Raw genomic sequence first — 13287 nt, 5'->3', positions numbered from 1 at the left:
GCAAGAACGAAATGGATAGCACAGGAAGTACTAGATGTTCATCTATATGATGATTAAGGATTTTTCATGCATATGCTTGCACTCTCTCAGAAGCAAAAAACTGGGGTGTTCCTAGTTATTCTGACTTTAGGTTTTGTAATTTTAGGGGGTTTCACTGCTTCACGGTTGAATGGCTTAAGCCACCAATATGAACTCAGTGCAAATGTTTCACAAGGCACCGTTTCTTTACTGCAGTTACAAAGTGATATTCTCATTTTGGCCAGCCAACTCAAATCTGTGACGAATGAGCAACTGGATGACACCAAACAGAGTATTACGGATATCGCGAAAGCCGTTACAGTCGATGCCCAGTTTCTCCAAAGGGTTTCGTTGGCGGATTTTGCTGCACAGTTGACCAAGAGCGTTGATCAATTTGAACAGGCGGTTTCTCCTTGGTTATCACTAAAAAGTGAATTAGGTTTTTCTGTTGACTCAGGGAAGCTTGGTGAGCTTAAAAGGCTCGCCTCAGTGATTGAAAGTAAGATAGCGGAAACCGGAATGGTGACGATAAACTCTGACTTTCAAGCGATGATCAAGGCACAGCAAACTTATTTACTCCAGCCTAACGAGCAAAACTTAACATTATTTAATCGTGCATTGGCGGGGTTTGTGACGATGTCCAACACTTACGCGATGCTGGATTTATACCAACAAGAGATTGACCAATTTAAGTCTACTTTTGAACGCGTCAGTGTCCTTTCACAGCAGGTTGAAGCCTCCGAACAGCAAATGCTGTCAACTGAGTCACAAATGAAAGCGGTGGTGGCTAATGCCAGTCAAGCGCTTGAAACACTCAGTCATTCCTATACTGATGTTGCACAGCAAGACGCTCAACACACGGTATGGTCGGTGTTATTCGCATGTGCGGTGTTGGCTGTGTTTGCCGTCACTTCTTCAGCGCTGCTGGGGGCGCAGCAACGACGAGCGCTGCTGCAAACCAACCAAGTTATGCAAGCTGTGTCTGCTGGAGATTTGTCGCAGCGTATGGTCGTTGGTAGAAATTCGAAAGATGAATTTAATCAGCTTGCGCTCACCATTAACACCAGTTGTGAGAAGTTAGGTCAGTTAGTTCATCAAGTTCAAGACAGCAGTAGCGCACTTTCAGACAACGCGTCAGAACTTAATGCGGGGCTTGACCGTTTATCAAAAGGTCAATCAGAGTTGCTAGGGCAAAGCCAAATGCTGGCATCTGCCACTGAGCAGGTGAGTGTGACCACTCAAGAAGTCTCTGGCTCGCTTGAGTTTGTAGCTGAAATCAGCCGTAGCTCGACATTAGCGGCTAATGATGGCTCCCAAATTATCGCTACGGCAATTCAGTCGATTGAAGACATTGGGCAGGTTCTTGAATCCGCAGCGGCGCATATTAGCCAACTTGAAGAAGCATCAAGTAAAATTGACTCGGTGATGGACATCATTAATGGTGTGGCAGAGCAGACCAATTTGTTAGCGTTAAACGCGGCGATTGAAGCGGCAAGAGCTGGAGAACAAGGAAGAGGGTTTGCAGTGGTCGCGGATGAAGTCCGCAGCTTGGCGGTACGTACGGTTAGCGCCGTGGAAGACATATCAGGCACCGTTGACCAGATGAAAAATGAAAGCGCGGCGGTGATTGAGGCAATAAGCCAGTCCGAGCGGTCAATGATGTTGGGCCGCGAACGTGGTCAAGCGGCAATGTCGGCCATGAGTGGAATAACAGAAAAAGCCGATGAGGCTGCGCAAAAAACGCAGGATATTTTTGATGCCATTAAAGAGCTCGCATCAACGAGCCAATCAATGGCAGATAATATGACTCAAATTTCGAGCGCAATGCAAACGCTAGGCGAAAATAATAGCCAATTGAAGGCGGTGAGTGATTTGGTCAATCATCGTTCGAGTGGCTTGAGTGATGATTGCCAGAAATTTATTGTTTAACTAGAAAAATGCAAAGACAGATAAGCTACCGGTTCCGTATATATGGTCGGTAGCTTGTTGATATTCGGCTGTTTTCGCGGTGGTGGTAAAGCTCGCACCAAAGCGAGAGTTATACCATGCAATCCCTAACACCGCGGTCGCTTGCCAAGGTTCAACGGAGACATCGTAAATCGCAGGGTCACTCACATTAGGGGTGTTTTCAATCTCAGGGCGGTCACCTTCGATGGTTAAATCGTTGAATCTATAACGCGCTTCAATACCCGCAAACGCAAACCAGCCTTGGGTAGAATCACCAATCATTCCCGCCTGAAAAGGGTGTTCAGCACTAATGTTGGCAGCTCCCATGTTATGGGGTAAATCGCTTCCCCAGCGAAGCATCAATCCCGTCGCGATATCACTTCGAAAGTTGCCGAGATTGATATTCGACACATTCGATATTTCCCAATCAGAATTAAGCGTCATTGCGCCTCGCTGTATATTCAGATGATGTTGGTAACCGATGCTGCCTGCGACTTGGCTTTCTATTTGGTAATCCCAGCCATTCGGATCGTCTGATCCAGTGATGCCGTGCACGATATTTTGTGCTTTATCGGCGTAAGAGTGCTCTCCGGTGACGCCAAGCGTCAGATTTATTTTCTGTGCTCGCTCAGAACTTAAACTGATGTAATTTAATTCGGAATGAAAGAACCCTGCATAAGGGCGATCATTGGCGAGTGGTTCAGTCGCTTCTATATCGGAAGGGGTCCAGATTTTATGCGCGATCTTTACTTCCCATTTGTCGAATGACGCTTCTCCCCAATACGATAAGCTTAAAGGCTGTAACCAAGAATAGGGTTCTATCTTTGCCGACGTATAAGAAAGGAAAATACCATTGGTATAATCTTGATCAACGCCGTAGATACCATCGTTATCCAGAGAAAAGGTCAGCGTGCTAAGTGATGAAGCGAAGGTCGATGCACTCAATAAAAGCAGAGGAAAAACGGAAAGTATGCGCATAAGGGCCGTGAGGTTAAACAAAGAGGCCTTTATCTTAAAAGATATTCAATAAAATGCAGTGAAGTCAGCGTGAATTTAGGCTCAAGGTTGTACTGAATTTATCATCAGCTAACTCTGACATACTGGCAATAAAAAGCCCCACACTGGGCGGGGCTTTAAAACTTAGCAGTGAATCTTATAGAGATTCAGTGAAAGTACGTGCGATAACGTCTTGTTGCTGCTCTGTAGTCAAAGAGTTGAAGCGAACAGCGTAACCTGATACACGGATAGTCAATTGAGGGTATTTCTCTGGGTGCTCAACTGCATCAAGTAGTGTTTCACGGTTTAGTACGTTCACGTTCAAGTGTTGACCACCTTCAATACCAGACTCGTGGTGGAAGTAACCATCCATTAGGCCAGCAAGGTTTGAACGTTGGCTATCTTCTTCTTTACCTAGTGCGTTAGGTACGATAGAGAAGGTGTAAGAGATACCATCTTGAGCGTCAGCAAATGGTAGTTTACCAACTGAAGTCAATGATGCTACTGCACCTTTCTCATCGCGACCGTGCATTGGGTTTGCACCTGGTGCGAATGGTGAGCCAGCGCGGCGACCGTCAGGTGTGTTACCTGTTTTCTTACCATATACCACGTTAGAAGTGATAGTTAGGATAGATTGAGTCGGAATCGCGTTGCGGTAAGTTTTCAGCTCACGAATCTTGTTCATAAATGTAGTCACAAGTTCACATGCGATGTCATCAACGCGTGGGTCGTTGTTACCAAATTTAGGGAAATCGCCTTCGATTTCGAAGTCAATTGCTAGACCGTCTTCGTCACGAACTGGTTTCACTTTCGCGTATTTGATTGCAGATAGAGAGTCAGCTGCAACAGATAGACCAGCGATACCACAAGCCATTGTACGTTTCACGTCACGGTCGTGTAAAGCCATTAGAGACGCTTCGTAGCTGTATTTGTCATGCATAAAGTGGATAGAGTTCAACGCAGTCACGTATTGTTTTGCTAACCAATCCATGAAGTGGTCCATTTTTTCCCACAACTCGTTGTAATCTAGGTATTCACCTGAGATTTTGTCCATTTTTGGACCAACTTGGATTTTCAGTTTCTCATCCACACCACCGTTGATGGTGTAAAGCATGGTTTTCGCTAAGTTCGCACGAGCACCGAAGAACTGCATTTGTTTACCAACCACCATTGGTGATACACAACATGCGATAGCGTAGTCATCAGAGTTCATGTCTGGACGCATTAGGTCATCGTTTTCATACTGGATAGATGAAGTATCGATAGACACTTTTGCACAGAAGCGTTTGAAGCCTTCAGGAAGTTGCTCAGACCAAAGAACAGTGATGTTTGGCTCTGGAGAAGGACCCATAGTGTATAGGCTGTTTAGGAAACGGAAGTTAGTACGGCTAACTAGCGTACGTCCGTCAAGACCCATACCACCCATTGATTCTGTTGCCCAGATTGGGTCGCCAGAGAACAACTCATCGTATTCAGGAGTACGTAGGAAACGAACCATACGTAGTTTCATGACGAAGTGGTCGATCATTTCTTGTGCTTGAGCTTCAGTCAGTTTACCTGCTGCGATATCACGCTCAATGAAGATGTCTAGGAAAGTCGAAGTACGACCTAGAGACATTGCTGCGCCGTTTTGAGATTTAACTGCTGCTAGGTAGCCGAAGTAAGTCCATTGGATTGCTTCTTGCGCTGTTTCAGCAGGGCGAGAGATGTCACAACCGTATTTCGCTGCCATCTCTTTGATTTGACCTAGAGCACGGTGTTGCTCTGCAATTTCTTCACGAAGTTGCATGGTCATTTGTAGATCTTCGCCGTTTTCAAATTTCTCTTGAAGAGAAGTGAATTGAGCAAATTTGTCTTTCATCAGGAAGTCGATACCGTAAAGCGCGATACGACGGTAGTCACCGATGATACGGCCACGACCGTAAGCATCTGGAAGACCAGTTAGAACGCCTGATTTACGACATTTCATGATGTCAGGAGTGTAGATGTCGAACACGCCTTGGTTGTGTGTTTTACGGTATTCAGTGAAGATTTTTTTCACTTCTGGGTCTAGCTCGCGGTCGTACGCTTTGCAAGAACCCTCAACCATACGGATACCACCGTTAGGGATGATTGCACGTTTTAGCGGTGCTTCAGTTTGAAGACCAACAATTGTTTCAAGGTCTTTATTGATGTAACCCGCATCGTGAGCAGTGATGGTAGAAATAACAGAAGTATCGAAATCAACAGGTGCGTGAGTCGCGTTTTCCTGTTTGATGCCTTCCATTACTTTAGCCCAAAGCGTGTTAGTTGCTTCAGTACCTTCAGAAACTAGGAAAGATTCGTCACCTTCATAAGGTGTATAGTTTTTTTGAATGAAATCACGAACGTTGACTTCGTTTTGCCAGTCACCTGCTGCAAAACCTTCCCAAGCTTTAGCAAATTGCTCTGCCATGACATACCTACCTTTTTAGTAGAAAAAACCCATACTGCAATGCTGTTGAGCCAGCATCCTTAATCGAATAAGACCAGTACACTCTTAGTAAATAACAATATCTATAGATTCAACTGCGTGATTAAAGCTATACATCTTGTTACTCGGAATTCACCGTTGGTTTCGTAGGAAACCTCTTGCTTGACTCTTACGTTAGACTAAAAAAAATCTACAAACCTTAAACTAAATCAATAAAATTCGAAAAAACGCATAATCTTGAGTAAAAAATAGTCGATCAAATAAAAAAAAGGGTAGCGACATGCGCTACCCTCGATATTTCTCGTTACAGCCAAGCTTTTATACCGTATTGGGTGTCCAGCATACCTACCGCAAGCATAGCAACCAGACAGATGATCAGTACACCACCCGGGATGACGATTTTATCGACAAACGATAGTTTAGAAGCACGTTCTTTATCCCCAATTAAGCCATTGTTATCTAAGAGCATTGTTAATGCCCAAGCCAAAACAGGGTTAACAACTGCTGCGCCAAAGATACAGATACCCGCCGCTTGTGAGTCTTTGGTATCACGAACCATCTGCATACCCGCTTCAAGAAGCGGTAAGAAAACGCCAACCAGAAGAGCAACACGCATCACTGGAGGCCATACGGCAACATCCATAGGGAAGCCGAGGATCGCAATGATCATCACTAAAAGACCAAGAATGATGGCACCACCAGGGATTGGACGCTTCGCGATCGCCGCAGGGATCATGTATGTACCCCAAGAAGAGGTGATGTTACCACCACCGACAGCGGTACCGACCATTTGACGAATTGAACACATGGTCATCGTGTCATCGACATCCATCAATACCTTGTCAGTATTTTTCGGGTAGTTCATCTCTTGGAAAATACGGTGCCCAAGGAAATCAGGTGACCACATAGCCACAGCTAAAATTGCAAAGGGTAGAGAGGCAATGAAATGTTGAAGTGTTGGTAGACCTAATTGCCAGCCTTGTTCTGTGCTTCCCCACCAGTATGCGGGGTTAAGGTTTGGCAGACCCATATGGGTTTCAAATTGAAGATCAAACCCAGCGCCAGCAAGTAACGCAATGATTAACCCTACGAATGCACACACAGGAATTGCGAGCCAGCGTAACCCCAGTTTCGCCAAAATTGCGTAGACCACAATGTTGATACCCAAAACCACTAGGCCTATGTAACCTAAGCTTCCTGCGGCAACTTCTGCCGATTGTAAGCCGGTCGCCCAAGTTTGGATTGAGGTGATTTGACTCATCGTTCCGGTAAAACCGAGGAAAATCAACAAACCGCCAGCGGTACCTTGGGATGTAAGATTCACCAGCTTTGAGCCACCTTTAAAGTAGCTGAGCAATAAACCAAAAATACCGAGTAGAATCGCAAGTGCTAATGGGTGAGCGCCAGCAAGAGCGATAGAACCAATCAATGGAATCATCGGGCCGTGGTTACCCGCTAGGTTCGCTCGAGGGTTAATAAAGCCAGAGGCTAATACACAGAATAGTAGTGCAGGGATAAGCATTTCAACACGCGCGACTTCGATAGCGAAATCTTTACCAAGGTTGATATGGTCCCAAGCTTGGGTTAAGCCATCAGCCCAAGACATCATCACCGCAGAATACATTGCGATGATACCAATGGTTCCAGCGAGTGCTGGTACTAAATCTTCAAGTTCAAAACGGAAGTCACGGCCGGGTAGGTTAAGCCCAAATCGGCGTGGCTTCATTATTTGTAACTCATGGTCCAGATAGTCTGAGCGACTGGCAAATTCAGAAGCTGGGCGATGGAGTTCGCTATAGCTTTTGCTATCGATATCCGAATCAGAGTGCGGTTGTTTGACTGCGTCTGACATAGATTCCCTCTTTATTACACAAAGTGATTTATTCTTATGGGTAATGGATTGTGTTGCGCTAAACCACCGCCCAGTATTTTTTACTGCATGAAACTCAGATTAATTTTGATCTCTAGCACGATCTATACGTGGTTGCATAAATTTGTTCGAGGTCAAATAAAATCTCGTTTTGAAGACAAAGTTCTATGGTGGCGAGTTTAGCTTGGCTCCCGTAAAGGGTGATTGATTTAGATCACTTTAAGTTTGAATGTGAAATAAAACTACAAACTAAGCCACTCATAACCACTTATCTGATATTTAAGATGAAATATTTTTTCATAATGTGAGTTTTCATAGATAACGTAGGCGACCGATCTGCAACATTTATACATCACACATGCAATCATTGAACTGGATCTTGTTTTTACCATAATCTCATGGCTTAACGATGAGGCTTGAAAGTGAGCTGACTGTTAAATATGCATGAAAACTAGCATAATAAGCTGACTAGTGATTTTTTAATCGCATTATGTGACTGAATATTTTCTACTTTTAGGTTAATAATTTGTTGCATGTTGTTTTTGGTAGTGATAATTTGATTAGCAGCTTTGGAACGGAAGCCAAGCAATGAATGAAAATATAGGGAGCAATAGCGCATGAATGATGTACCCGCGCTGAACATCAAAGATCTACATAAAACCTTTGGCCAAAATGAAGTGCTGAAAGGCATCTCTTTAGAAGCCCACAAAGGCGACGTCATTTCCATTATTGGCTCTTCTGGTTCCGGTAAGAGCACTTTTCTACGTTGTATTAATCTTCTTGAAACTCCGACGGCGGGTGATATTTGGGTCAACGGCGAGTTGATTGAAATGAAAGCTAACCGTCAAGGCGATGCTATCCCTGTTAATGAAAAACAAGTGCAGCGAATCCGTTCTCGCTTAGCCATGGTGTTTCAAGGCTTTAATCTGTGGTCACACATGACCGTGCTTGAGAACGTCATTGAAGCGCCTGTTCATGTTTTGGGTGTCCCTAAAAAGCAAGCGATTGAAAAAGCAGAACAACTACTGAATAAAGTGGGTCTGTTTGAGCGTAAAGATTATTACCCAGGTCACTTATCTGGCGGGCAACAACAACGGGCTGCGATTGCTCGTGCGTTAGCGGTTGACCCAGAAGTCATGCTGTTTGATGAACCCACCTCGGCACTGGATCCAGAATTGGTCGGTGAGGTGCTTGGTGTGATGCGTGATTTGGCTGAAGAAGGGCGTACCATGCTGGTCGTGACCCATGAAATGGCGTTTGCTCGTGATGTGTCCAATCATGTGATGTTCTTACATCAGGGCAAAGTCGAAGAGCAGGGCGACCCGAAAAAGCTGTTCTCTCAACCAGAATCAAAACGCTTGAAGCAGTTTATTTCGTCTATCTATTAATCGAATCGATTTAGGCAGGTGTCATACGAATACGATACTTGCTTAAACAGATAACACTATCTGAACACAACAAAATCTAACAAAATAAAAATACAATCACAGGAGTATGGAAATGAAAAAGTGGTTAGTTGTTGCAGCTTTGGCTGCTACCGCAGCAACAGGTGTCGCTCAAGCTAAGGATTGGAAAACAGTCCGCTTTGGTATTGAAGGGGCGTATCCTCCATTCAGCTGGACAGAAGCGGATGGCTCACTGAAAGGTTTTGACGTCGACATGGCCAATGCGCTTTGTGAACAGATGGAAGTGACCTGTAAAATTGTTCCACAAGATTGGGACGGTATTATTCCTTCTCTACTTGCACGTAAATACGATGCCATCATCGCTGCGATGTCGATTACTGAAGAGCGTAAGAAAAAAGTCGACTTTACGAACAAGTATGCGCTTATTCCAAACAAGTTTATTGCCAAGAAAGGCGCTGGTCTTGATTTCAATAATCTCGACGGTGTGAAAATTGGGGTTCAACGCGCAACAACACACGATAAATACCTGACAGATAACTATGGCGACAAAGTCGACATCGTACGTTACGGCTCTTTTGATGACGCGTATCTTGACCTTGCGAATGGCCGAATTGAAGCGGTACTTGGTGATGCATCTGCTCTTGAAGAGGGTGTATTGAACAAAGATGGCGGTAAAGACTACGAGTTCGTGGGTCCATCGCTGACGGATCCAAAGTGGTTTGGTGATGGCTTTGGTATCGCGGTTCGTAAACAAGATAAAGATCTTACCGCCAAGCTGAATGATGCGATTGCTGCATTGCGTCAAAATGGCGAATACCAAAAAATTCAAGCGAAATACTTTAACTACGATGTATACGGTGACTAATTACACGTAACATCGTCATCATGGCCATTGATGGTCACACATCAATGGCCTTTCTTTTTTGAGTTGAGAAACTGGAACTCATTTATGCTGGATTTACATGGATATGAAGCCTCCATTTTAAAAGGGGCACTCCTGACGATTGAAGTAGCTGTATTATCGCTGGTTTTGGCCATGGTTTTAGGCATGTTGGGTGCATTAGCCAAGCTCTCTAACTATCGAACACTGCGCTCTGTCGCGACTATTTACACCACGATTATTCGAGGTATCCCAGATTTAGTTCTGATGATGCTGATCTTTTTTGGTGGACAAATTCTCTTAAACAACTCTCTCTATTCGATCAACGAATGGTTAAATAATTGGTTCGCTTCCAGTGACCCAAATCATGAATGGACATCCTACTTACCAGATTATATTGACGTCAGCCCGTTTTCGGCTGGGGTGTTGACCATTGGTTTTATCTTTGGCGCCTATATGGCAGAAACTTTTCGTGGCGCCATTATGGCGGTGGATAAAGGGGAACTTGAAGCTGGCAAAGCTTATGGCATGAGTGGGTTTCTGGCTTTTCGCCGTATTTTGCTGCCGCAAATGATTCGTCACGCATTGCCTGGTTTTGGTAACAATTGGCTTGTGTTGCTCAAAACGACGGCTTTGGTCTCCATTATTGGCCTTGAAGATATGGTCCGTATTAGCTCTTTGGCTGCGGGTTCAACCAAGATGCCATTTACCTTTTATATGACGGTTGCGGTGATCTTCTTATTTTTTACCAGTGTATCGACGGGGCTACTTAAGCTTGTTGAACGCAAATTTACGATTCACACGAGGTAGGAAACGATGGACTTTTCATTAATAGTTGAAAGCTTTCCTGTCTATTTAAGCGGTTTATGGACCACTGTCTGGCTGGTGGGGTTATCGTTATTGATTGGTATTTTTGTCGCCATCCCTCTTGCCTTAGTCCGTAATAGTCACCTTTTGTTATTACGCTGGCCTAGCTGGGCATTTATTTACTTTTTCCGTGGTACGCCTTTATTGGTGCAACTTTATTTAATCTATTACGGAATGGATCAGTTCTTTCCAGTCAAAGATACGCTCTGGGAAAACGCTTGGTTTTGCGCGCTGGTTTCTTTTGTATTGAATACAGCGGCTTATACTGCGGAAATTATCCGCGGGGCAATCAATGGGTTGCCGCGTGGAGAAGTCGAAGCGGCCAAAGCTTATGGCATGAGTTATTGGCAAACAATGCGTCGTATCGTTTTGCCTAGTGCACTACGCCGTGCGTTGCCTGCCTACAGTAATGAAGTGATTTTTATGCTTCACGGCAGTGCGGTTGCGGGAATCATTACCATCATGGATCTCACAGGGGCAGCGCGATTGGTGAATTCGCGCTATTACGCGCCGTTTGAATCATTTTTGACCGCGGGGCTATTTTATATGGGACTGACGTTCATTATTTTGTGGGTGTTTAAAAATGCAGAAAAACGTTTCCTCGCTTATTTAAAGCCGCACAGTTAGTCTTCGTTGCAAATTAAAAAGGGCCTTGAAGGCCCTTTTTTCATTGAAGTCATTATTTAGATTATTGAGCAAATACACTCCAAATCGGTGCGTGGTCCGAAGGTTTCTCAATGCCTCGTAACTCGTAATCAATACCCGCTTGTTGGCACTTTTTCGCAAGGGAAGGGGTCGCTAATATCACATCGATCCGTAAGCCACGGTTATCATCAAAGCCACGAGAGCGATAATCAAACCATGAGAATTGGTCATCAACGCTTGGGTGCAAATTACGAAACGTATCTTCAAGCCCCCAATCTAGTAGGTTTTTTAGCCATTCACGTTCTTCGGGCTGAAAAGAACATTTCCCAGTTTTCAGCCAGCGCTTGCGGTTGACTTCACCAATACCAATGTCTAAATCAATGGGGCTGATATTAATATCCCCCATTACGATAACTTGCTCGTCTTTGCTGTGGTATTGGTTGAGATAGCCCATAAGGTCTTTATAAAATTGGCGCTTATAAGGGAATTTGGTCTCGTGGTGGATATTATCCCCCTGCGGAAAATAGCCATTGAGCACGGTAATTTTCTCGCCATTATCATCCTCAAACGTCGCCATGATCATGCGCTTTTGGTGTTCTTCAGTGTCGGTCGGAAAGCCTTTTTGCACTGTGATGGGTGTTTTTTTACACAGCATCGCCACGCCGTAATGCGCTTTTTGACCATGAAAATACACTTCATAGCCCATCGCTTTGACATCTTCGAGAGGAAATGCGTCGTCGTGAACTTTGATCTCCTGTAGGCCAATAACATCCGGTTGATGTTTATCAATCAGTGCCTGTAATTGATGAAGGCGTGCTCGTAACCCGTTGATATTAAAACTAATGACTTTCATATTCTTTACTTTCCGTTATAAGCTTTGAGTTGTGGAGATTTAATTATCTTTCGAAACTAATAGAGACCCTAACAGTCAATACAGGACTGCTAAAATTTGTTGCCACTATATTTTGTTACCACTATATAGTGAGATGGCGATTGGGTTCAGCGCCTTAGTTTAGGCGCCCATCATCGTGTGGTATCGATAGGGCGCGACTGCTTTTCTCTTGGTGCTAGCAAACGTGACTTTTTGAACGAACACATAATTAAACCACCAGTTTATCGTTTCGCTAATCTGATCACCAGTCGATAAGTATGTCTAACTAGTGGGTGAGGGTTCATTGCTCACCCTCCAATTCACTGTTATTACCGACTCCGGTGGTAGACGCTTCCTCTTCATTCTTGTAATGATAAACGCTTATGTTAAAAATCTTAACAACCCTTTGATTTCAATGATCTACCATCAAGCTCTCAGTATTACTGAGACAGTAATTATTTGTACACCAAATAAAACAGAGGATGCTAGTTATGACAGAACATTTAGATGACATGTTGCCGCCCGTTGAATATATCAATGACGACTACAAAGGCTCAGGTAAGCTAACTGGCAAACGCGTTTTAATCACTGGTGGGGATAGCGGTATCGGACGAGCGGTGGCTTTACACATGGCGCGTGAAAGCGCCAAAGTCGCTATCGTTTATCATTCTGATGACGAGAGCGCTCTTGAGACACAAAAAGGCATTGAGGCCGAAGGTGCAGACGCTCTTATTTTGCAAGGGGACACCGCAAGTAGTGCGAGTTGCAAGCAGGCTGTGGAAGAGGTTGTTGCACAATGGGGCGGTATTGATGTATTGATCAACAATGCGGGTATGCAAAAACCGTATAACGATTTATCAGAAGTCAGTGATGAAGATTGGCAGCAGCATTTTGACATCAATATGGCAGGCATTTTTTATGTCACTCGAGCGGCGTTAGAGCATATGAAGGAAGGCGACAGTATCATTAATACAACATCGGTGAACGCGTATGTCGGAAATGATGTGTTAGTCCCTTATACGGCGACCAAAGGCGCTATCGTCAGTTATACTCGAGCGTTATCAAAGCAGCTATTGAATCGTGGTATTCGAGTCAACCAAGTGGCTCCTGGGCCAGTGGCGACAGAAATCCAAGAAGTCTTTAAAGATTTTGATAAAGACATTTTAGAATCAATGTCCTCGCCAATGGGACGTATAGGTCAGCCTCGTGAAATGGGCCCTGCGTATGTTTTTCTCGCGTGCCAAGATAGCAGTTTCATGACTGGGCAGACGTTACACCTCAATGGTGGGATGATCACTAACGGTTAAAATGTAGATGTTTGTATCTGCAGTTACT

The 13287-nt window shown here is 44.3% G+C and carries 10 protein-coding genes; 6 read left to right on the top strand and 4 right to left on the bottom strand.

The annotated features are described in order from the left end of the window. Positions 1 to 66: 66 nt before the first annotated feature. Positions 67 to 1947, top strand: coding sequence for a methyl-accepting chemotaxis protein (locus tag ACFFUV_RS05585; protein WP_390190347.1), 1881 nt, complete (start codon positions 67 to 69; stop codon positions 1945 to 1947). Here the strand turns inward: ACFFUV_RS05585 and ACFFUV_RS05580 are convergent, their stop codons facing one another. The 3 genes from ACFFUV_RS05580 to ACFFUV_RS05570 form a co-directional block, all read right to left on the bottom strand. Then, the gene (locus ACFFUV_RS05580) at positions 1948 to 2943 is read right to left on the bottom strand and encodes a lipid A deacylase LpxR family protein (RefSeq protein ID WP_390190346.1); all 996 of its coding nucleotides are present in this window, start codon (positions 2941 to 2943) and stop codon (positions 1948 to 1950) included. Between the two features lie 175 nt (positions 2944 to 3118). Further along, positions 3119 to 5395, bottom strand: a complete 2277-nt coding sequence (pflB, locus tag ACFFUV_RS05575) for a formate C-acetyltransferase (protein WP_390190344.1) — start codon at positions 5393 to 5395, stop codon at positions 3119 to 3121. A gap of 322 nt (positions 5396 to 5717) precedes the next feature. Next, entirely contained in the window at positions 5718 to 7265 is a 1548-nt protein-coding gene (locus ACFFUV_RS05570) for a DUF3360 family protein (RefSeq protein WP_390190342.1), read from the bottom strand. Positions 7266 to 7900: 635 nt separating this feature from the next. Between ACFFUV_RS05570 and ACFFUV_RS05565 the strand changes: the two genes are divergently transcribed. The 4 genes from ACFFUV_RS05565 to ACFFUV_RS05550 all read left to right on the top strand — a co-directional run bounded on the left by ACFFUV_RS05565 (position 7901) and on the right by ACFFUV_RS05550 (position 11063). Then, positions 7901 to 8671: an ABC transporter ATP-binding protein gene (locus ACFFUV_RS05565; protein WP_390190340.1), complete on the top strand. Its 771-nt coding sequence runs from the start codon at positions 7901 to 7903 to the stop codon at positions 8669 to 8671. Positions 8672 to 8783: 112 nt separating this feature from the next. Beyond that, positions 8784 to 9554 (top strand): L-arginine-binding protein AotJ, encoded by a 771-nt coding sequence (aotJ, locus tag ACFFUV_RS05560; RefSeq protein ID WP_390190338.1) that lies wholly within the window; start codon positions 8784 to 8786, stop codon positions 9552 to 9554. An 84-nt stretch (positions 9555 to 9638) separates the two neighbouring features. Then, positions 9639 to 10379 carry an ABC transporter permease gene (locus tag ACFFUV_RS05555; RefSeq protein ID WP_390190336.1) on the top strand — a complete coding sequence of 247 codons (741 nt, stop codon included), beginning with the start codon at positions 9639 to 9641 and terminating at the stop codon, positions 10377 to 10379. Between the two features lie 6 nt (positions 10380 to 10385). Further along, entirely contained in the window at positions 10386 to 11063 is a 678-nt protein-coding gene (locus ACFFUV_RS05550) for an ABC transporter permease (protein WP_390190335.1), read from the top strand. Between the two features lie 61 nt (positions 11064 to 11124). Here ACFFUV_RS05550 and xthA read toward each other — a convergent pair whose 3' ends face one another. Further along, positions 11125 to 11934 carry an exodeoxyribonuclease III gene (gene xthA / locus ACFFUV_RS05545; RefSeq protein ID WP_390190334.1) on the bottom strand — a complete coding sequence of 270 codons (810 nt, stop codon included), beginning with the start codon at positions 11932 to 11934 and terminating at the stop codon, positions 11125 to 11127. A 509-nt stretch (positions 11935 to 12443) separates the two neighbouring features. On the opposite strand from xthA, the gene ACFFUV_RS05540 reads away from it, so the two are divergent. Beyond that, on the top strand, positions 12444 to 13259 hold the full coding sequence (locus ACFFUV_RS05540) for an SDR family oxidoreductase (protein WP_390190333.1): 816 nt from the start codon (positions 12444 to 12446) through the stop codon (positions 13257 to 13259). Positions 13260 to 13287 lie beyond the last annotated feature (28 nt).

The organism is Vibrio olivae (assembly GCF_042428525.1).
Classification (GTDB): Bacteria; Pseudomonadota; Gammaproteobacteria; order Enterobacterales; family Vibrionaceae; genus Vibrio; species Vibrio olivae.
This window is presented reverse-complemented; position numbering and strand designations above follow the sequence as displayed.